This window comes from Allorhizobium sp. NPDC080224 (genome assembly GCF_050281005.1).
GTDB lineage: Bacteria > Pseudomonadota > Alphaproteobacteria > Rhizobiales > Rhizobiaceae > Allorhizobium.
On the sequence record NZ_JBNNWJ010000001.1, the window covers coordinates 626,797 to 647,658 of the forward strand.

Sequence of the window (20,862 nt, forward strand, 5' to 3'; positions counted from 1 at the left end):
CTGAAAGCGGATAATCATGAGCGCGCCGACACCAGACGAATTTCCGCTGTCACCCAAGCTCGGGCAACTGGCGGCATTGGCGCAGCGTTATTCCCGGCCGACCAATTCCGTCACCCAGGGCGGCCATGTGCGCACCATCGCAGCCGGACACTACACGGTAACCGGCCTCTCGCGCCATGTCCGCCTCGGTGAATTCGTCGCGCACCGTTCGTCGACGGGCGTGCATCTCGGCGAGGTCGTGCGTGTCGAGCCGGATGTTTGTTACGTCTGCCCGATTGAACCTGGCGAACCCATTGGCATCCACGATGTCGTGATCCGCAAGGGTGCCTTTCGCATCGCACCCGATGACAGCTGGTGCGGCCGCACCATCAACGCGCTCGGCGATCCGATCGATAACGGCCCGGCGCTGGCGCCGGGACCCCAAAGGCGTCCTATCTCGACGACCGCTCCACCATCGATGACACGGCGACGTGTGGAAACCGGCTTCAAGACCGGTGTTCGTGCAATCGACATTTTTTCTCCGCTTTGCCTGGGTCAGCGTCTCGGCATCTTCGCCGGATCGGGCGTCGGCAAGTCGACGCTTCTGTCCATGCTCGCCCGTGCCGATGCCTTCGACAAGGTTGTCATCGCCCTGGTCGGCGAACGTGGTCGCGAAGTGCGCGAATTCATTGAGGACACGCTCGGCGACAACATGGCGAAATCGATCGCTGTGGTGGCGACCAGCGACGAGAGCCCGATGCTCAGGAAGATGGCGCCGCTGACGGCGATCACCATTGCCGAGCACTTCCGCGACAAGGGCCAGAACGTTCTCTTCATCGTCGACAGTGTCACGCGTTTTGCCCACGCGATCCGCGAGGTGGCCACGGCCGCCGGCGAGCCACCGATCGCTCGCGGTTATCCGGCCTCGGTCTTCACGGAGTTGCCACGCCTTCTTGAGCGCGCCGGTCCGGGCGCGGAAGGGGCGGGAACCATCACGGCGATCATCTCGATCCTCGTCGACGGCGACAACCACAACGACCCGATTGCCGACTCGACACGCGGTATTCTCGACGGTCACATCGTGCTTGATCGCGCGCTTGCCGATGAAGGACGTTATCCGCCCATCAATCCCTTGACATCGATATCCCGTCTGGCCCGCAAGGCCTGGACGCCCGAGCAGGAGAAGCTTGTGTCGCGCCTGAAGGCGCTCATTCATCGCTTCGAGGAAACTCGAGATCTGCGACTGATCGGCGGCTACCGCAATGGTTCTGACCCCGATCTCGACATGGCCATCAAGCAGGTGCCAGTCATCTACGACATTCTGAAGCAGACGCCGGGTGAGAAACCGGCACTGGATGCCTATGCCGATCTGGCCAATGCCCTAAAGGCGGCTGCCGGCGGGCAAGGTATGAGACAAAGGGGATGACCATGACCGATTTCGATGCTGATGAGCCCGTGGCTCCGCTGCGACCGGTCTCGGCGAAGCGCCGTGTTCCGACCGTCGACCGTGTTCTGGCTGTTACCGGCATTGCGCTGGCATGCAGTGCCGCGCTGTTTCCCTGGTACGTTTTCTTCAATGAAGGGAAATTCGGGGTCCGGCTTGCGGAGTGGGGGCCTACGCGTGATCTGCCCGAGGGCCCGGGACGCAACGTCTTCAGCGTGTCGCCGCTTGCTCTCGTGGACAATGATGATGATGATGAAGATAATAGCGCGGGCGAGGTGGAGGCGGTTGACCAGATCGTCACCGCGACCGTTCCGACCTTGGGGCGGGAACAGCCCGAAGCTCTCGATGTGCCGAGCGCGCAACCATTTCCGGGAAAAAGCGGCTTCCGTCTCCTGCATGTCGCCAATGGTCGTGCGCTGATCGAAGACAAGTCCGGCATGTTTCTCGTGCGTGTGGGTTCGATTCTGCCGGACAATAGCCGTGTCGCCACGCTCGAGCAGCGGGACGGGAAATGGGTGATTGTCACGTCGACCGGCGAGATTGTTCGAAACAATTGAGAAGGTGTGGGGCGGGCAAGTCCCACGCAAGATTACTCGCCTAGGCTCCGATCAGTTACAGACGGAGTGATGTGAATGAATCCCATCCAGTTGTTCGAGCTGGCATCCCGACAGGCGGAATGGCTTTCGGTGCGCCAGCAGGTCGTGGCAACCAACATCGCCAATGCCAATACCCCGAAATTTCTGGCCAAGGATATCACGCCCTTCAGTGCGGTCCTGGACAGGACCAGCACCGTGCAGGGCATGGCCGTCACCCAGCCGGGCCACATGGCTGCCAACGACTTCAGCGATCGCAACATTGCCGTCGTAGAGGAAGATCTCAACAACGAGATCGGCATCCAGGAGTCAGGCAATACGGTCGCGCTCTCGGACGAACTGAGAAAGACGGGCGAAATCAAGCGGAATCACGAGCTCAACACCTCGCTGATATCCTCTTTCCATCGCATGATGCTTATGACGGTGAAACGCTGATGACTGATCCTTTGCTGGCAACTCTGCGCGTCGCGGGAAGTGGACTTGAAGCCCAGTCGACCCGCCTTCGCATCGTATCGGAAAACATCGCCAATGCCCGCACCACGGGCGACACGCCCGGTGCCGATCCCTATCGCCGCAAGACGATTACGTTTGGGGCCGAACTGGATCGCGCAACCGGCGCACAGACCGTCGAGGTCAAGAAGCTTGGCGTCGATCTTGCCGACTTCATCGAAGAATACGATCCGGGCAACCCGGCGGCCAACGAGCGCGGCATCGTCAAGATGCCGAACGTCAACATCCTGATCGAGATGGCCGACATGCGTGAGTCCAATCGGACTTATGAGGCCAATCTGCAGACGATCAAGCAGACCCGAGACATCATTTCCCAGACAATCGCGCTTCTGAAGGCATCGCAATGATCGAATCCATCACCAAGACCAGCGCATTGTCGGGCATCGGCGGCCTCGAGTCACTGTCCAGCTCGTTTTCGTCCAAGGGCCTGACCGCCGAGGGCACGACGCCCGGCACCATGACCGGCGAGACCTTCATGGCAGCGCTGAGCAATGTCGCGGCAGACGCGGCCAACAACCTGAAACAGGCCGAGCAGACTTCGTTCGACGGCCTGACAGGCAAGGCGACCACCCGCGAGGTGGTCGATGCCGTGATGCAGGCAGAACAGTCGCTCCAGACGGCGATCGCGTTCCGCGACAAGATCGTCAACGCCTATCTCGAAATCACAAAGATGCAAATCTAGCAGGGGTACCGAACTATGAGAGCGCTTGCCATCGCAGCCACGGGTATGGACGCCCAGCAGACCAACCTCGAAGTCATCGCGAACAACATCGCGAACATCAACACGACGGGCTTCAAGCGCGCGCGTGCTGAGTTTTCCGACCTCCTCTATCAGACGGAACGCGCTCAGGGCGTGCCGAACCGTGCGAACCAGGCGATCGTGCCGGAAGGCGCGAATATCGGTCTTGGCGTGCAGACGGCGGCCGTCCGGAACATTCACACGCAGGGCCAGCTCACCCAGACTGGCAACGAACTGGACCTCGCGCTCATCGGCCGCGGCTGGTTCCAGATCGAAAGCCCTGATGGTGCAACCCTCTACAGCCGCTCCGGTGCATTTAATATGAATGCCGAAGGCCAACTGGTCACGATCGACGGTTACCTCGTCACGCCGCAGATCACGATCCCGCAGGATGCCAGCGAAGTGGTGATCAGCCGTACCGGCCAGGTTCAGGCTCGCATCGGCAACGATCCCGACTATACCGACCTCGGACAGTTGACGATCGCCAACTTCGTCAATGAAGCCGGTCTGAAGCCGCTCGGCGACAACTTGTTTGCCGAAACCGCAGCCTCGGGTGCCGCAATCGTGGGTGCGCCGGAAGATCCAGGATTCGGCTACATCAAGCAGTCCTACCTGGAAGCCTCGAACGTCGACTCGGTGAAGGAGATCACGGACATGATCTCGGCCCAGCGCGCCTACGAGATGAATTCCAAGGTCATCACCACTGCCGACGAGATGGCTCAGATCGTCAGCAAGAACCTCAAGTAAGACAACTGGAGGCAAACATGAGGTTTCGCCGGAAATTCGGACACGCCTTGCGCGCGATGGCTCTCGCCGTCGCCGCCATGGCTCTCGGCGCCGGCACTGCCCTGGCGCAGAACACGGCCGTGATCCCCAAGCAGGTGATCTATCCCGGCGAAACCATTGCATCCGAGCAGGTCGATGTGGTTGCCGTGACCAATCCCAATCTGGCCGGAGGCTATGCCCGCACCAGGGAAGAGGTGGTCGGCATGGTGGCCAAGCGTACCTTGCTCCCCGGTCGGACCATTCCGGTCCATGGCCTTCGCGAAGCGTTTGCGGTCAAGCGCGGAAGCAGCGTTCGGCTGACGTTCACGATTGGCACCATGCTCATCAGCGCCAGTGGCACGCCGCTGACCGATGCGTCCGTCGGCGAGGTCGTCAAGGTCCGCAACATTGATTCTGGCTCGATCGTGTCTGGCACGGTCATGGCGGATGGCACGGTACAGGTGATGGCAAAATGAGATTGATTGCTCCCATGCGGATCGCGCTCTGCGCGCTGGCGCTGGTCATGGCTCCCCTCGAGCCGGCCATGAGCGCCAATTCGCGCATCAAGGACATCGCCTCGCTCCAGTCCGGACGAGACAACCAGCTCATCGGCTACGGCCTCGTGGTCGGTCTGCAGGGAACCGGCGACAGCCTGCGCTCGTCGCCGTTTACCGACCAGTCGATGCGCGCGATGCTCCAGAACCTCGGCATTTCAACCCAGGGCGGGCAGTCGAACGCCAAGAACGTCGCGGCCGTCATGGTCACCGCCAATCTGCCGCCTTTCGCAAGCCCCGGAAGCCGCATCGACGTGACCGTGAGCTCGCTGGGTGACGCAACGTCTCTGCGCGGTGGCACGCTGGTCATGACGTCGCTAACCGGCGCCGACGGTCAGATCTACGCCGTTGCGCAGGGGTCTGTCGTCGTCTCCGGCTTCAATGCCCAGGGTGACGCTGCCGCCGTGCAGCAAGGCATCACGACGTCCGGCCGCGTGCCGACGGGTGCGATCATCGAGCGCGAACTGCCGTCCAAGTTCAAGGACAGCGTCAATCTCGTGCTGCAGCTCCGCAACGCCGACTTCACCACGTCGCTTCGCATCGCTGACACGATCAACGCCTATGCGGCTGCCAACTATGGCGCGCCGATCGCCGAGGCACGCGACAGCCAGGAAGTGGTTGTCCAGAAACCCCGCACGGCCGACCTCGCGCGCCTGATGGCGGACATCGAAAACCTGGTCGTTGCAACGGATTCACCGGCCCGTGTCGTCATAAACGAGCGTACCGGTACCATCGTCATCGGCGCCGATGTCCGTGTCTCGCGCGTTGCCGTGAGCTATGGAACGCTGACCGTCCAGGTGCAGGAAACCCCGCAGATCATTCAGCCAGAGGCGTTCTCGCGCGGTGAGACGGCTGTCCAGCCGCAGACAGATATCTCGATCCGGCAGGAAGGCGATCAGATCGCAATCGTCGATGGACCTGATCTCAGAACCCTCGTCAGCGGCCTCAACAGCATCGGGATCAAGCCGGACGGCGTCATCGCCATCCTGCAGGGCATCAAGTCCGCCGGTGCGCTGCAAGCGGAGCTCGTGCTGCAATGATCCATCTCGATTGTCTTCGCCCCTCTGCAAAGTCGCTGCGCAAGGTGGCTCTGGTCGTGGCCATCGCCACATTGCCCGCCTTCGCCCAGAACGCGGTCGGCCAGCAACAGCCGCTTGGCAGTGCGACAGAAGCCGAAATCCGCCAATTCTGCACCGGCATCGCGGATGCAGCACGCGACCAGCGTTACCTCCTGCAGAAGCAGGAACTCGACAAGTTGCAGGCCGACGTGGATAGCCGTATCGCAATCCTCGAGCAGCGTCGCGAAGAATACGAGGACTGGCTGACCCGCCGCAACGAATTCATGAAGCAAGCCGAAGGGCAGCTCGTCGAGATTTACCGAAAGATGGCGCCGGATGCCGCAGCCCCTCAGCTGGAGGAGACCAACGTCATGCTCGCAGCTGCCATCATCATGAAACTCCAGCCGCGCCAGGCGAGCCTCATCCTGACAGAGATGAGCCCGGCCAAGGCTGCCCAGGTCGCTTCGATCATGTCGAGCGCCGGAAACCCCAATACCTCGAAGGACCCATCATGATGAAGCGTTTCCCGGCATTGCTGGCCGTTCTCTTCCTCGCCGGCTGCCAGAGCCAGACGGTTAAGGAGATTGGCAACGCACCGTCGATGAGCCCGATCGGGTCCGGATTGCGTTACAGCCAGACCCCGCAGATGGCGATGTACCCCAAGCAACAAGCCCAGACGGCCAGTGGCTATTCGCTGTGGAGCGACAGCCAGTCCGCGCTTTTCAAGGACGCACGCGCCCTTAACGTCGGCGATATCCTGACCGTCAATATCGAGATCAATGATCGGGCTTCGTTCGACAACAAGACGGACCGCAGCCGCACCAATGGGACGGGTCTGAGCTGGGGCGCGAACGTCTCCAACTTCCTCGGCTTCTCGACCGATACCGGGACGTCCGGCGATCTTTCGACCGATTCCAACACGAGCTCCAAGGGATCTGGCAAGACAGAGCGTTCGGAGCGCCTGAACCTCCTGGTTGCCGCGGTCGTCACGGGTGTGCTTGAAAACGGCAATCTGCTGATCAGCGGTTCGCAGGAAGTGCGCGTGAACCACGAGCTTCGCATCCTGAACGTCGCCGGTATCGTCAGGCCGCAGGATGTCAATGCAGACAACCAGATCTCCTATGACCGGATCGCCGAAGCCCGCATCTCCTATGGTGGCCGTGGTCGTCTGACCGAGGTCCAGCAGCCGCCGATCGGCCAGCAGGTCGTCGACATCTACTCGCCGTTCTGACGCGGGGGAGGCAAGGCACATGGAAGAAGGTCAGGAAGGCGAAGGCAAGAAGAAGTCGGGGCTCATGGCGCTCGTCATCCCGCTGGTGGTCCTGACCGCTGTCGGTGGCGGTGGCGGGTGGGTGATCGGCAATATGCTCGCACCTCAGGTCAAGCAGGCCGAAGACGCTGCCAAGGCGGCGGAAGCGGCATCCGGTGGACATGGCGGTGATGCCAAGAAGGACGAAGAGGGAATTCCCCCCATCTCCACGGAGGCGAACGGCGTGGTCGCACTCGCGCCGATCACCACAAACCTCGCATACCCCTCGGAAAACTGGATCCGTCTCGAGGTGGCCCTGATGTTCAACGGTCCGCCGGACGTTCAGATCGCCGAGGCAGTGCATCAGGACATCATGGCGTATCTGCGCACTGTGTCACTGCAACAGGTCGAAGGTCCGCGCGGCTTTCAATATCTCAAGGATGACCTTCAGGAGCGAGTTGACCTGCGCTCGGAAGGCCGCGTATCCAAGGTGATGTTCAGAACGCTCGTGATCGAATGATTCGGTTTCTACTCCTCGTCGCTGTCATGATGATGGCGCCGCAACTGGCTGTGGCCCAGCAGTTGCCGACGGATATCTTCAACACCCCGATCGATGGATCGGTGGCGGCGTGGATCATTCGTACCTTCGGATTGCTGACGGTGCTGTCGATCGCACCCGGCATTCTGATCATGGTCACGAGCTTTCCCCGTTTCCTGATTGCCTTTTCCATTCTGCGCTCCGGCATGGGGCTCGCCACCACGCCATCGAACATGATCCTGACCAGCATGGCGCTGTTCATGACCTTCTATGTCATGGCGCCGACCATGGACCGCTCCTGGCGCGAGGGCGTTCAGCCGCTCATCAACAACCAGATCACCGAGGCCGAAGCGGTCGCCCTCATCGCCGAGCCGTTTCGCGCCTTCATGACCGCGAACACGCGTGACCGGGATCTGGCCCTTTTCGTCGATATTGCGAATGAGCGCGGCCAGGCGACCATCGTCGACGGCCAGGTCGACTACCGTGTCCTCATCCCCGCTTTCATGCTTTCGGAAATCCGACGCGGCTTCGAGATCGGCTTCCTGATCATTCTGCCCTTCCTCGTCATCGACATGGTGGTGGCAACCATCACCATGGCCATGGGTATGATGATGTTGCCGCCCACCTCGATCTCCCTGCCATTCAAGATCCTGTTCTTCGTCTTGATCGACGGCTGGAACCTGCTCGTCGGCAGTCTCGTCCGATCGTTCGTTTGAGTTAACCATCCCCGCTTACGGTTGATTCACCACGCTCCCTTACGGGCGATTTACCACGTCATCAGCGCCCCTTGAGCTACCTCCAAATGTAAAGAAGTTGGCAAGGATTGGCTGCGAGTTTGGACCTCGCACGACGGGTCTGGTAGCAACGAAAAATACCAAAAGGCATGATGCCGAACGTCCGTGACCGGTAAGTCTTTCAGTCCGGTATGTCCCCTCTTGTATCTCGTTTTTAAGGGACAAATCCTATGGCCAGCATTCTGACCAACTCCAGCGCGATGTCCGCGCTTTCCACCCTGCGCTCGATCGCTTCCAGCATGGAATCGACGCAGAACTCCATTTCGACCGGCATGAAGGTTTCCAAGGCTTCCGACAACGCTGCTTACTGGTCGATCTCGACGACCATGAAGTCTGACAACATGGCCCTGTCGGCCGTGACCGACGCTCTGGGCGTCGGCGCAGCGAAGGTCGATACCGCCTATGCCGGTATGGAATCGGCTATCGACGTCGTCAAGGAAATCAAGGTCAAGCTCGTCGCCGCGCAGGAGCAGGGTGTCGACAAGGAAAAGATCCAGGAAGAAATCTCCCAGCTCCAGGAGCAGTTGAAGTCGATCGCAGAATCGGCCTCGTTCAACGGTCAGAACTGGCTTGCAAACGAAGACGGCGCCTCGGTGAGCGTCATCACAGGCTTCGTGCGCGCCTCTGACAACACTGTCTCGGTCAAGTCCACCACTGTGACGCTTGATGACACGAACATGCTGTTCCAGGCGGACGCTACGACAGGTGCAATCACCACTACGACGGGTATCCTTGGTACAAATGGTACAAGCGGACAGAGCGTCTTTGGTTTCACGATCGACAACGACACTGATGCGACGGCACTCGGTAACCTGCTGACTGACGTCGAAACCGCTCTGACGTCGATGACCAGCGCTGCGGCAAAGCTCGGCTCGATCTCTTCGCGCATCGAGTTGCAGACAGCCTTCTCCGACAAGCTGTCTGACGCCATCGAAAAGGGCGTTGGCCGCCTCGTTGACGCTGACATGAACGAAGAGTCGACCCGCCTCAAGGCGCTGCAGACCCAGCAGCAGCTGGCGATCCAGGCGCTCTCGATCGCCAACAGCGACTCGCAGAACATCCTGTCGCTCTTCCGTTAATAGCAACATCAAGTCGGCCCGTAAGGGCCGGCTAGACTGTCCCGACGCCGTTATGCCTTGGTGGCTGACCAGAGGCGTGCGAAGGGAAGGCTTAACCCTCCGGAGGCTGAACCGGATCGGAAGCTACATGAAGGCCGCGTTCGGAAACGAGCGCGGCCTTTGCGTTTTATTAATCATGATCTGCTACGCGCGCGTACGCGCGAAGGTTGCAAAAAAAATCAAAAAACCGCCGATGCATCCGTTCGTTTAGGCCTTCATTAACCTTGATGGTTTTATCTAAGCTTATCGAAGCGGCGAGCTAACTTATACATTTCAGCCAGTTAGCAGGCATGATGCTGTGCGCCGTTACCGGTGAGACCGGAATGTCCCTTCTTAGTCAGCCATTCAAGGGGCAACACTACCATGACGAGCATTCTTACCAATATCGCCGCAATGTCGGCACTCCAGACGCTGCGCACGATCGGCAGCAGCATGGAAGACACCCAGGGCCGCGTTTCCTCCGGCCTGCGCGTCGGCGAAGCTTCCGACAACGCTGCTTATTGGTCGATCGCCACCACCATGCGCTCCGACAACATGGCCCTCTCTGCCGTCTCTGACGCTCTGGGCCTGGGCGCTTCGAAGGTCGATACCGCCTATGCCGGTATGGAATCTGCCATCGAAGTCGTGAAGGAAATCAAGGCAAAGCTGGTCACCGCGACCGAAGAAGGCGTTGACAAGGAAAAGGTTCAGGAAGAGATCACCCAGCTGCAGGCGCAGCTGATGTCGATCGCCGAATCCGCGTCCTTCTCGGGCGAAAACTGGATCGCTGGCGACGCCGCAGACGTGACCGTCGTTTCGGGCTTCGTGCGCGACGCCAACAATGCCGTATCGGTCAAGACGACGACTTACTCGCTGACGGATGCTGCTGACGGTACACTGCTGTTCGGCGGTGACGGTGCCGGCGGCATCAATGACGCGACGGGCATCCTCGGGACTGCTGGCGGTGCGACCATCGGCGTCTCCGTCTACGAACTGGACATCTCCACCTTTGACGGCACCGAAATGGCAGAAGCCCTGACGCTGGTTGATGAAGCCCTGGCGGCAATGACCAGCGCTGGCGCTGAACTCGGTTCGATTTCCATGCGCATCGAACTGCAGGAAGATTTCGCCAACAAGCTGTCTGACTCGCTCGACTCCGGTATCGGCCGCCTCGTCGACGCCGACATGAACGAAGAATCGACCCGCCTCAAGGCACTGCAGACCCAGCAGCAGCTGGCAGTCCAGTCGCTCTCGATCGCCAATTCTTCTTCGGAAGTCATCCTGTCGCTCTTCCGTTAAGACTGAAGAGATCCAGCATCGAAGCCGCCCTCCGGGGCGGCTTTTTGCATTTTAACGATTTTATCAGATCTCTTTAACCATACGTTAACCATAAGCCCGTTACATGGGGTCATGTAACGATGAGTTAACCAAGACGAAGAACTGGTTAAGGGCATTAGGCCGCTTCATCGTTCCCGGACAAGACCGGGATGTCCCCAAATCTAGCCATTTAAGGGACACGACCGTGACCAGCATTTTGACGAACAACGCAGCAATGGCTGCACTTCAGACACTCCGCGCGCTCGATTCCAGCATGCAGGACACCCAGGCACGCGTATCTTCCGGCCTGCGCGTCGGCGGAGCAGCAGATAACGCTGCCTACTGGTCGATCGCAACCACGATGCGGTCCGACAACATGGCCCTCTCAGCGGTCCAGGACGCACTCGGCCTCGGCGCCGCCAAGATCGATACCGCCTACGCAGCAATGGAAAGTGCTGTTGAGGTGGTGAAGGAAATCAAGGCTAAGGTTGTTGCCGCCACCGAAGAAGGCGTCGACAAGAACAAGATTCAGGAAGAAATCGATCAATTGAAAGAGCAGCTTCGGTCAATCGCCGAATCCGCCAGCTTCAGTGGTCAGAACTGGGTCGCAGGTGGCACGGACAGCAATGCCGGAGCCGTGGAAGTCACCGTAGTATCCGGATTCATTCGAAACTCCAACGGACAAGTCTCTGTCTCGACTACGCCTTACAGCCTGGATGGCGCTACTGTCGGCGAGATGACGGTGCTCTTCGGTGGTGACAATGCCGGGGCGATTGATTATGCGTCCGGCATCCTCGGGACCACGGGCACATTTACCACCGTAGCGGCCCAGTCGGTCGATACGCTCGACATAACCCAGTATGCGGATCCTGATGTCCAAACCAACATGCAGGAAGCGCTGGTACTTGTTGAAGATGCACTCCAGGCGATGACCAGCGCGGCGGCTGCCCTCGGTTCCATCTCCATGCGCATCGGCATGCAGGAAGACTTCGTGGCGGCACTCACCGACTCGATCGACAGCGGTATCGGCCGCCTCGTCGATGCCGACATGAACGAAGAGTCGACCCGCCTCAAGGCGCTGCAGACCCAGCAGCAGCTGGCCATCCAGTCGCTCTCGATCGCCAACACCTCTTCCGAAAGCATCCTGACTCTCTTCCGTCAGTAAGCGGCGCTCTGGCTAGGGGCGACTTCGTCCCGCCCTGACAGTGTCGGATGTTATCGGTGTGAATCCGCGCCTCGCAAGAGGCGCGGATTTTCGTTTGAGCCTTGCGCGAAACTTTTGGCAATTTCGTTTGGACTACAAAAGACAAGCCTGTGCCTTGCCATGTCGTTGGTCTGTTTGTTAACTGCCGCTGTTAACGATTTGTTAACAGTGACGGGGACCGCGCGTTCGCGCGTTTTGCATGATGCCCTCCCGTCGTGCCGGCAAGTCGCCGGATGCGCAGTCCGACACGCTTAGGGGCACCAAGCATGACCAGTATTATGACCAATGCGGCCGCCATGGCGGCGCTGCAGACACTTCGTTCGATCGATAACAATCTCGAGATGACCCAGCGGCGCGTTTCGTCGGGTTACCGGGTCGAAACGGCAGCCGACAATGCCGGCTATTGGTCCATTGCCACGACGATGCGCTCCGACAATGCTGCGCTTTCGACAGTTTCCGACGCACTCGGCCTCGGTGCGGCAACCGTTGATACCGCTTACACGGCGCTCGACAATGTCGTCGACGTGATGTCCACTATCAAGGCGAAGCTGGTTGCCGCCCGCGAACCGGGCGTCGACAAGAACAAGATCAACGAGGAAATGACGCAGCTGAAAAACCAGCTGATTTCCTCGGCCCAGTCGGCATCTTTCTCGGGTGAAAACTGGCTTTACAACACCAATGCGCTGGAGCTAGGCACCAAGCAGGTTGTTTCCTCCTTCGTCCGCGGAGCAGACGGCAGCGTTCAGGTCACGACCCTCGACTTCGACACCGCTGAATCCGTGCTGATCGACACCCAGGATGCGTCTCGCGGCTTTCTCACCAAGTCGATTGATGCCGATGCCCTGCGCAACACCGGCACCGGCGCGCGCGAATACTACCTCCTAGACATGGGAGGGCCGACGGGCGGCGACGAGATCGCGATAGAGACCGACACCCCCGATGATGTACTCGACGACATGATTGCTGTCGTTGACAACGTCATCCAGCAGCTGACCGATGCCGCCGCCACACTCGGCGCGATCACCAGCCGCATCGAGATGCAGGACAACTTCGTCTCGAACCTCATGGACGTGATCGACAAGGGCATCGGCCGTCTGGTCGATGCCGACATGAACGAAGAATCGACTCGTCTGAAGGCACTGCAGACCCAGCAGCAGCTCGGCATCCAGGCACTCTCGATCGCCAATAGCAGCGCCGAAAAACTTCTGACGCTCTTCCAACGATAAGTCTTGAACCGCCGGATGCGCAAGCATCTGGCGGTTTCGTGCCGTTCTGAAGCAGGTCGACCGCAAACCTCATTCATCTTCGCGCAAGTTTGAACCCCTAGCTTCAGGAAGCGCACGTGGCATCAGAAGCCAATCCGTGCCGAATGAGCTTTGATCGATCCTTGAAGATGAGAGAACGCGTACGGACATGCTGATGTTTGATCTTCTTCTCCTGCAAGTGCCCTTCAGCCGTGTCCAAACTGTCGCCGATGGAGGCGATTGCCCATGAGCATGCCTTTGGCCCGTTATCTCAAGGACTTCTCGACGTCGGTCGCGCCGCCTGCGCCACCGGCGCCGGCGTTCGATATGCCGTCGGTGGATGCCTTCGACATGGACTTTCCAGCTCTTCCCGAACCAGAGGCAGTCGACGTCGAGGCCATCAAACGCGAGGCCTATGCCGAGGGCCATGAAGCCGGTGAGAAGGCAGCTGCAGAACGTTTCGAGGTGGACCGACAGGCGATGGAGATCGCCCACGCCCAGGCGCTGGCCGAGCGTGACCAAAAACTGCGTGACGAGTTTGCAGACCTGCTCGCGACAAAGCTGCCGGACGTTATCGAGAGGCTCTCGCTTGCCGTGAGCGAACAGGCGGCGATTGCGCTCGCTCCGGTGATCGGCGAGGCACTTGCCGAGACGGCCGTAAAAGACCTGGCTGATCTCTTGAAGGCAGCCATCACTGCGGGCGAGGCCGGCACGATCGAGGTCAAGGGGCCTCGCCACCTGTTTGAAAAGCTGCAATCGGAAATGCCGGAGCAGACAAGTTTCCTACGCCATGTCGAGGATCCGGACCTCGATCTCTCGGCTGAATTCGGCGATGCCGCGCTTGTCACCCGCATCTCGGCCTTTACGGCGAGCTTGAAGAAAGTGCTGGCATGAGCGACGAGAACCACCACCACGGCAAGAGCCAGATCATCATCGTCAAGCGCCGCAAGGGTGACCACGATGGCGCGCATGGCGGAGCGTGGAAGATTGCCTTTGCCGACTTCATGACGGCAATGATGGCCTTCTTCCTCGTCATGTGGCTGGTCAATGCTGCCAATGAAGAGACCAAGGCCACGGTGGCCAGCTATTTCAACCCGATCAAGCTCTCCGACGAGAAGCCGACCGAAAAGGGCTTGGAAAAGCCAGTCGAAACCAGCGAGGGCCAGGAGAAGAAGGAACGCTCCCAGGTCGATGAAGACCAGGACAAGGTAGGTTCCGCCGCCGCAACCGGCGATGACCAGACGGCCTCCTCGGGCGACGAAGCCAATTATTCGGAGGCCGACTTCTTCGAAAACCCCTACTCGGTTCTGGCTGAAATTGCCCAGGAAGTAGGGCAGCAGGCCAATGTCAGCGCCAAGGGCGAAGGCGGTGCAGCCGAGTCAGGCCCGTCCACCGGCGCTCAGGGCGGTGAGGCCTATCGCGATCCCTTCGATCCGGATTTCTGGACGCAGCAGGTTCAGACCGCCAACGGTCCCCCGGGCGATCCGACCGACGCGCAGACTCCGGCCGAGCAGGCACAGACCGCCCCGCCATCCGACACGGACACGTCTGAACCTTCGACCGAGCCCGAACAGCAGATCGCCCTTGTGGTGCCTGGTCAGAAGCCGGATCCGGCAGCCACGCCATCAGAAGCGATGGCCGCGGACAAGCCTGCCGATGCGGAAGCGCCGGAGATCGGCCAGACCGAACAGCCGCTCAAGGGAGTTGCCGAGAAGCCGGAAACCGCCGAAGCTGAGCTCCAGGCCCAGCTTGCGGCGGCGGACACTCTCAAGGCGGAAATCGCAAATGCCATTGGCGGTGCAGCCGGCAAGCTGGCCGAGGGGCTCATCGTCACGCCGACGGAAGGTGGCTTGCTGGTCACGATCAGCGATCAGAGCGATGCCGCCATGTTCAATCTCGGCTCGGCCGTGCCGCGCCGGGAACTGGTGATAGCCATGGAGAAACTCGGTCAGATCCTGCAGGAAAAGCCTGGCCGCATCGTGATCCGTGGCCATACGGACGCCCGCCCGTTCCGCGGCACGGAAAATGACAACTGGCGGCTTTCCATGGCCCGCGCCCACAGCGCCTATTTCATGCTGGTCCGCGGCGGTCTGAACGAGGATCGTGTTGAACAGGTCTCGGGCTTTGCCGATCGGCGCCTGCAGGTGCCGGAGGACCCGCTCGCGGATGCCAACCGTCGCATTGAGATCCTGATTGAAGCGGAGCAGGGCTGACCATGCTCATCCGCCGTCTCACCTTCCGCCTGCTGCTGTCCGGTCTGACTGTGTTTTCGGTCGGATCGTTGGGCTATGCGCAGTCGACGGACGAGGCGATCGAGCCCTATCGAATGCTGCGATCGCTGCAATTCGTCCAGGATACCGTCGTGCGCGGCGACCATTCTGCGGCCGACATGCAGCGGTTCGTGCTCAATACGATCGACGAGCGTTTGCGCACGGCCGACCCGAAGATCTTCCAGGATCCTCGCAATGTCGATGCGGCACTGATTTACGCGATGAGCGGAGGAAATCCGGCAACCCTGGAATTCCTGGTCGCCCGCGACATTGAGGGCAACTTCGACAACCGGGTCAGTGATGCGCTTCGCAAGTATCTGAGCGGCAAGGGTACTCTCATTGGCAAGACGCTCGGCGAGATGGCCGTCGAATACAAGAATGACAAGATCGGCCCTTATCTGGCGCTGGTCGCCGGCAATGTGACCCTGACGCGCGATCCGGTCGCTGCGCTGAAGTTCTACGATTGGGCACGCCTTACAGCGCCCGGCACCATCGTCGAGGAAGCAGCCCTGCGTCGGTCGCTTGCGGTCGCGGTCGATGCCAAGATCGTCGAGAAGGCCTCGCTCTATGCCAATGGTTATGCCCGTCGCTTCCTCTATTCGCCCTATGCCAGCCAGTTCGCAGATCTGTTCGTCCGCTTCGTGGTCGAGCACTACGAGGTGCTGAAGCCCACCGATATCGAAGCTACCCTTGGCTACATGGATGCGGATCGGCGCCGTGAGGTCTACCTCCGTATTGCCCGTGAGGCGGCCATTGCCGGGCGCAAGCAACTGGCGACCATGGCGGCCGAGCAGGCGAAGCTGCTTTCCGGCACCGAGGAAGGTGCCGACGCTTTGGCGAAACTCTATGGCAGCCTCGTGCGTGTCCCCACCGAGAATGTCGACGACGCCATGGCGGCCCTGATGCAGGTCCCGGAAGACATGTTGTCGCCCCGGGATCGTGCCTTGAGGCGCGCGGCTGAAACCATAGCCAAGGAAGTTCTGCGTAAGCCCGAACCGGCTCAGCGTTCCCAGACTCCTTCGGCCGAGGCCGTGAGCACCGACAACTCGGCACAGCCCGCAGTATCGGATCCGGATTTGCAGGATCCTTTTGCCCAGCCCGTACCTACGCCGGTTGCCCAGACTCAGCCGGCGCAGCCGGCTGCCAGCGCAGCCGCGACACTCCCTGCCGAGCAAGCCGAGATCGACCCGGAGCTGCGCAGCTTCGTCGATTCCGGACGCTCGAAGCTCGACGCAATTGACGATCTTCTCCAGAAAGAAGGCCCGTAACATGATGGACGCAATCTCAGCCCCCAGAATGCCCGCGACGGATGGGTCGGCGGCTACGGCCGGTTCGGGCCGCGCAGACAAGGCGGCGGACGGCAGCAGCTTCTCGAAGGTGCTCTCCAAATCCGGCGAGCAGGAGGCTGGCGCGTCGAGGCAGGATCGCACGCGCGACGAAACGGATGCTTCTGATGCAGACGTCGATCAGCCAATAGCGAAGACGGGGTTACGGGCAGGGGAGCGATCCTTCCCGGCCATCGACGAAGCTTTGCTGGCGCAGCTCGATGCGCTGCCAGATGACATCTCCACGGGGGATCTGATCCGGGCTCTCGCCAAGGCGCAGGGCAAGGGCAATGGAAATTCTCAAGGTGACAAGGAGCCTCAGGTCGAGATCGAAGGCCTCGATCCGCAACTGAAGGCGCAATTGGCAAAAGCGATGGCGGCCGTCCGGGATCGCAAGGAAACCGGAGAAGGCGAACCGGCCGCGGCCGAACAGGCTGCAGGCGAGGCGACTGCGCCGGAAACTCCCGTGGCGGATCTCGCCGATGTGTTCCAGCTTCTTGCTGGCGGCAAGATCGATCCGACGGACAAAGGCCAGGAGCCCACCAAGGGCGACAAGGCGGCCAAGGACGAGCAGAAGGTTCTCCCCGGCAACCTCGCCGATGCCAAGGCTCGTGATGCGGCGGATAGCACGGCTTCGGATGACGACAGATCTGACGGCGATCGCGATTTCCGCTTCGTCCGGGCAGACGGCAAGGGCCAGCCACTTGTACTGCGCGGGGAGGCTGCGTCTTCTCCTGAGCAGGCCGAACAGAAGGCCGTTGAAACGGTCACGGTGGTCGACAGCCGCCGCTACATCGCTCCAGTCTCGACGTCCAACGCCGCGTCCATCACCGCAGCGATGCTGGGTGACAATGACTGGCTCGGCGCCATGGCGCCCGGCTCCGAGCTCGCCAATGCCGCCGCCCAGTCCAGCCAGGGCAAGGTCGTGCATACGTTGAAGCTTCAGATGACGCCGATTGACCTCGGCAGCGTCACCGCAACTCTGCGCCTGTCCGGTGAAGAACTGAGCGTACAGTTGACCGTGGACAACGCGGCGGCCTTCCGTCAGCTCTCCAACGATCAGAGCGACATCTTGAAGGCACTCCGGGCGCAGGGTCTCGTCGTCGACCAGGTCCAGGTGACCATGCAGACCTCATCGGCCGATCGGAGCGGGGACGCCGGACAGAATGGTTCCCAGAACCAGCAGACCGGTCAACAGACCTTCCAGCCCGGAAATCAGGGTGGTGAACGACAGCAGCGCGGTGACGCGCCAGGAAATACCGTGAGGATGGCGGATGAGCGTGTGGCTGATACGACGGATGTTCCCGCTTCCGGCAATCGCGGCGCTCGCCCTGATCAGCTTTACGTCTGAGGCAGAGGCAAGTCGCGGCGCCTGTGAGGGCGCCATCGGCGCGGCCGCAGCCAAATACGGCGTTCCCGAAGGCATCCTCTATTCGGTCGGCCTGACAGAGACTGGCCGCAAAGGGAGCCTTGCGCCCTATGCCATGAACGTCGAGGGCAAAGCCTATTATTTCGACGATCTGGATGCGGCTCTCGATGCTTTCGAGCGGGCAAGAATGGGTGGTGCGAAGCTGATCGACGTCGGATGCATGCAGATCAATCAGCACTTCCACGGAGAGCACTTTACCTCAGTCGAGGCGATGTTCGACCCGAAGCGCAACGTGGAGTATGCCGCACGCTTCCTGAGCAACCTGCACAATCGTCACGAAACCTGGACTATGGCGGTCGCCCGCTATCACGCGGGCCCCAACAATGATCCCGCCCAGAAGCGTTACGTGTGCCGTGTGATCTCCAATCTGGTCGCAACGGGATACGGAAACTGGACGCCTAATGCGCGACAATTTTGCGGTGAATAACAATTCTGGGTTGTTTGACAGCCACGATTGTGCCGATTTGCCAATTGTGGCGACACTGCGGTAGTCGGAGGTCCGGCAAGACCTTGTGCGAAACTTGCGTTAACTTTTCCACTGGAAAATAGTGCCTATTTAGTTAAAAACCTACTAGATCTAGTTCAAATCGGCACCAAAAGGTTAATCAATCGTTAATAACTATGGTTAAGTTCTCCTAGTTGTTCATGAATCCCCCGATTCGTACCCATGGTGCATCGAAACACCACACTGATTCGGAGGCGGCTGAATGATCGTCGTGGTAGATGAGCGCGAGCTCGTGAAAGACGGATACACATCACTATTTGGACGCGAGGGGATTCCCTCGACGGGGTTCGACCCCCGCGAGTTCGGGGAATGGGTCAATACGGCGGCCGATTCCGACATCGCGGCGGTTGAAGCATTCGTGCTCGGCCAAGGCGAGATGACCCTCGAATTGCCGCGTGCAATTCGCGACCGGACCCAAGCACCGGTGATCGCGGTCAGCGATCAGCCATCCCTCGAGGCAACTCTGGCACTTTTTGATTGCGGCGTCGATGACGTCGTTCGCAAGCCTGTGCATCCCCGTGAGATCCTGGCGCGTGCTGCGGCAATCCGCAGGCGTCTGCGGGCAATCACCAATTTCACCGAGATCGGCCCGATCAAGGTCTTCTCCGACGGCCGTGATCCCGAGATCGCCGGTGACGTCTTCGCCCTGCCGCGCCGCGAGCGCCGCATCCTCGAATATTTGGTCGCAAATCGCGGCCGGCGCGTATCGAAGACCCAGATCTTCAACGCGATCTACGGGATCTTCGACGAGGAAGTCGAAGAGAACGTCGTTGAAAGCCACATCTCCAAGCTTCGCAAGAAGCTGCGCAAGAAGCTTGGTTTCGATCCTGTCGATTCCAAACGCTTTCTCGGCTACTGCATCGACTGGAGCTGATCTACCTGCGGCCGCCCTTGAGCGGCCGCATTTTTTTCCTCGACGCGAGGGAAAAATAGCTGGGCGCTCAAGCCAGACAGCTTCACGCAAGGCCCACCTCATACTCTCCAAATCGACTAGCAAACGAGGATTTTGACATGAGCCTTTACGGAACCATGCGAACGGGTGTCTCCGGCATGAATGCCCAGTCGAACCGGCTGAGCACCGTCGCTGACAACATCGCCAATTCCAGCACTGTCGGCTACAAGAAGGCCTCTGTGCAATTTTCGTCCATGATTTTGCCGACCACGAACGGCGCCTACAATTCCGGTGGCGTCGAGACGCAGGTTCGCTACTCGATCTCGAGCCAGGGCACCTTCAGCTACACCACGTCGACGACGGACCTCGCCATCAATGGCGACGGCTTCTTCATCGTGAAGGGCGACGATGGAACCCCCTACATGACCCGTGCCGGCTCCTTCGTGCTCCAGGACGACGGAACCCTGAAGAACACGGCCGGCTACACGTTGCAGGGTTATCCCTACGATTCCGACGTCGATCCGACGATCGTCGTCAATGGCTTCGATGGCTTGCAGCCGGTGGACCTGTCCGGTTCGGGGATTTCGGCAGTCAGATCAATGACAGGCACGTTGAACGTGAACCTGCCCAACTCGGCCGAGATCGGAGTTGCCTCTGACATCAAGAAGACGTCTCTGACCGTCTTTGACAGTCAGGGATCAAGTCGCTTGATCGACTTTACCTATGAAAAGACCGCCGACAATGAGTGGCTGGTCTCTGCGGTTGAAAGGGATGGCGGCACTCAGGTCCTTGCTCCGGTGCAATTGATTTTTGACGCCGACGGCAAGCTTACATCTCCCGATCCGGCCGAATTGGAGCTTGATCCCTACACTGTAGAAGGCGCAGAGGTCGGCGACCCCCTAGCCACCAACGGCATCGTGATCAACATCGGTGCTACGACCCAGCTTGCCTCTGATTTTTCCGTCCAGCTAGGCAAAGTGGATGGCAACGCTGCCTCGAAGGTCAAGGGTTACGAAATCGATGACAAGGGCATCGTTTCGATTGCCTATGACAACGGTGATCTGGTGCCGACCTTCCGTGTCGCTCTGGCCAGTGTTCAGAGCCCGGACAATCTCAATCCGGTGGCCGGCAACATGTACACCCAGTCGAACAATTCCGGTGTCGTCATCCTGGGATATGCCGGCTCTAGCGGCTTTGGCACGATCCTCTCCGGTGCGCTCGAAGACTCCAACGTGGACGTCGCTGAAGAGCTCACGGCAATGATCGAGTCCCAGCGTAACTACACTGCAAACTCCAAGGTATTCCAGACCGGCTCCGAATTGATGGAAGTCCTGGTCAACCTGAAGAGATAATCGA

23 protein-coding genes are annotated in these 20,862 nt (G+C 60.1%); all 23 read left to right on the plus strand.

The window, feature by feature from the left end; all coding sequences use genetic code 11:
• The first annotated feature begins 16 nt into the window (after positions 1 to 16).
• The 23 genes from fliI to ACQKP1_RS03165 all read left to right on the plus strand — a co-directional run bounded on the left by fliI (position 17) and on the right by ACQKP1_RS03165 (position 20,858).
• Complete coding sequence (gene fliI, locus ACQKP1_RS03055; protein WP_427274149.1) at positions 17 to 1,405, plus strand: flagellar protein export ATPase FliI; 1,389 nt, start codon at positions 17 to 19, stop codon at positions 1,403 to 1,405.
• A gap of 2 nt (positions 1,406 to 1,407) precedes the next feature.
• Entirely contained in the window at positions 1,408 to 1,980 is a 573-nt protein-coding gene (locus ACQKP1_RS03060; RefSeq protein ID WP_203019681.1) for a flagellar protein, read from the plus strand.
• Positions 1,981 to 2,055: 75 nt separating this feature from the next.
• The gene (flgB, locus tag ACQKP1_RS03065; protein ID WP_427274150.1) at positions 2,056 to 2,451 is read left to right on the plus strand and encodes a flagellar basal body rod protein FlgB; all 396 of its coding nucleotides are present in this window, start codon (positions 2,056 to 2,058) and stop codon (positions 2,449 to 2,451) included.
• Complete coding sequence (gene flgC / locus ACQKP1_RS03070) at positions 2,451 to 2,873, plus strand: flagellar basal body rod protein FlgC (RefSeq protein ID WP_203019683.1); 423 nt, start codon at positions 2,451 to 2,453, stop codon at positions 2,871 to 2,873. The genes flgB and flgC overlap by 1 nt, the downstream gene beginning before the upstream one ends.
• Positions 2,870 to 3,208: a flagellar hook-basal body complex protein FliE gene (locus ACQKP1_RS03075; protein WP_427274151.1), complete on the plus strand. Its 339-nt coding sequence runs from the start codon at positions 2,870 to 2,872 to the stop codon at positions 3,206 to 3,208. The genes flgC and ACQKP1_RS03075 overlap by 4 nt, the downstream gene beginning before the upstream one ends.
• Positions 3,209 to 3,223: 15 nt before the next feature.
• A complete protein-coding gene (gene flgG / locus ACQKP1_RS03080) occupies positions 3,224 to 4,012 on the plus strand; it encodes a flagellar basal-body rod protein FlgG (RefSeq protein ID WP_203019685.1) in 789 nt (262 codons plus the stop codon).
• A gap of 17 nt (positions 4,013 to 4,029) precedes the next feature.
• Positions 4,030 to 4,506, plus strand: coding sequence for a flagellar basal body P-ring formation chaperone FlgA (gene flgA, locus ACQKP1_RS03085; RefSeq protein WP_203019686.1), 477 nt, complete (start codon positions 4,030 to 4,032; stop codon positions 4,504 to 4,506).
• Between the two features lie 14 nt (positions 4,507 to 4,520).
• Entirely contained in the window at positions 4,521 to 5,624 is a 1,104-nt protein-coding gene (locus ACQKP1_RS03090; protein WP_377278629.1) for a flagellar basal body P-ring protein FlgI, read from the plus strand.
• A complete protein-coding gene (locus ACQKP1_RS03095; protein WP_203019687.1) occupies positions 5,621 to 6,157 on the plus strand; it encodes a MotE family protein in 537 nt (178 codons plus the stop codon). Before ACQKP1_RS03090 ends, ACQKP1_RS03095 begins: the two co-directional genes overlap by 4 nt.
• Entirely contained in the window at positions 6,154 to 6,873 is a 720-nt protein-coding gene (gene flgH / locus ACQKP1_RS03100; RefSeq protein WP_203019688.1) for a flagellar basal body L-ring protein FlgH, read from the plus strand. Before ACQKP1_RS03095 ends, flgH begins: the two co-directional genes overlap by 4 nt.
• A 19-nt stretch (positions 6,874 to 6,892) precedes the next feature.
• A complete protein-coding gene (locus ACQKP1_RS03105) occupies positions 6,893 to 7,411 on the plus strand; it encodes a flagellar basal body-associated FliL family protein (protein WP_203019689.1) in 519 nt (172 codons plus the stop codon).
• Positions 7,408 to 8,145 carry a flagellar type III secretion system pore protein FliP gene (gene fliP / locus ACQKP1_RS03110; RefSeq protein WP_427274152.1) on the plus strand — a complete coding sequence of 246 codons (738 nt, stop codon included), beginning with the start codon at positions 7,408 to 7,410 and terminating at the stop codon, positions 8,143 to 8,145. Before ACQKP1_RS03105 ends, fliP begins: the two co-directional genes overlap by 4 nt.
• Positions 8,146 to 8,393: 248 nt before the next feature.
• Entirely contained in the window at positions 8,394 to 9,302 is a 909-nt protein-coding gene (locus ACQKP1_RS03115; RefSeq protein ID WP_427274153.1) for a flagellin, read from the plus strand.
• A gap of 402 nt (positions 9,303 to 9,704) precedes the next feature.
• Positions 9,705 to 10,619, plus strand: coding sequence for a flagellin (locus ACQKP1_RS03120; protein ID WP_427274154.1), 915 nt, complete (start codon positions 9,705 to 9,707; stop codon positions 10,617 to 10,619).
• 223 nt (positions 10,620 to 10,842) lie between these two features.
• Entirely contained in the window at positions 10,843 to 11,802 is a 960-nt protein-coding gene (locus tag ACQKP1_RS03125; protein WP_427274155.1) for a flagellin, read from the plus strand.
• A gap of 305 nt (positions 11,803 to 12,107) precedes the next feature.
• Positions 12,108 to 13,067: a flagellin gene (locus ACQKP1_RS03130; RefSeq protein ID WP_203019695.1), complete on the plus strand. Its 960-nt coding sequence runs from the start codon at positions 12,108 to 12,110 to the stop codon at positions 13,065 to 13,067.
• Positions 13,068 to 13,331: 264 nt separating this feature from the next.
• Entirely contained in the window at positions 13,332 to 13,979 is a 648-nt protein-coding gene (locus ACQKP1_RS03135; RefSeq protein ID WP_427274156.1) for a GTPase, read from the plus strand.
• On the plus strand, positions 13,976 to 15,298 hold the full coding sequence (locus ACQKP1_RS03140) for a MotB family protein (protein WP_427274157.1): 1,323 nt from the start codon (positions 13,976 to 13,978) through the stop codon (positions 15,296 to 15,298). The genes ACQKP1_RS03135 and ACQKP1_RS03140 overlap by 4 nt, the downstream gene beginning before the upstream one ends.
• A gap of 2 nt (positions 15,299 to 15,300) precedes the next feature.
• Positions 15,301 to 16,623, plus strand: a complete 1,323-nt coding sequence (motC, locus tag ACQKP1_RS03145; protein ID WP_427274158.1) for a chemotaxis protein MotC — start codon at positions 15,301 to 15,303, stop codon at positions 16,621 to 16,623.
• A gap of 1 nt (position 16,624) precedes the next feature.
• A complete protein-coding gene (locus tag ACQKP1_RS03150) occupies positions 16,625 to 18,031 on the plus strand; it encodes a flagellar hook-length control protein FliK (RefSeq protein ID WP_427274159.1) in 1,407 nt (468 codons plus the stop codon).
• Positions 17,979 to 18,536 carry a transglycosylase SLT domain-containing protein gene (locus ACQKP1_RS03155; RefSeq protein ID WP_203019707.1) on the plus strand — a complete coding sequence of 186 codons (558 nt, stop codon included), beginning with the start codon at positions 17,979 to 17,981 and terminating at the stop codon, positions 18,534 to 18,536. Before ACQKP1_RS03150 ends, ACQKP1_RS03155 begins: the two co-directional genes overlap by 53 nt.
• A gap of 280 nt (positions 18,537 to 18,816) precedes the next feature.
• Positions 18,817 to 19,488, plus strand: coding sequence for a transcriptional activator Rem (rem, locus tag ACQKP1_RS03160; protein ID WP_203019709.1), 672 nt, complete (start codon positions 18,817 to 18,819; stop codon positions 19,486 to 19,488).
• 137 nt (positions 19,489 to 19,625) lie between these two features.
• Positions 19,626 to 20,858, plus strand: a complete 1,233-nt coding sequence (locus ACQKP1_RS03165; RefSeq protein ID WP_203019710.1) for a flagellar hook protein FlgE — start codon at positions 19,626 to 19,628, stop codon at positions 20,856 to 20,858.
• Positions 20,859 to 20,862: the final 4 nt, after the last annotated feature.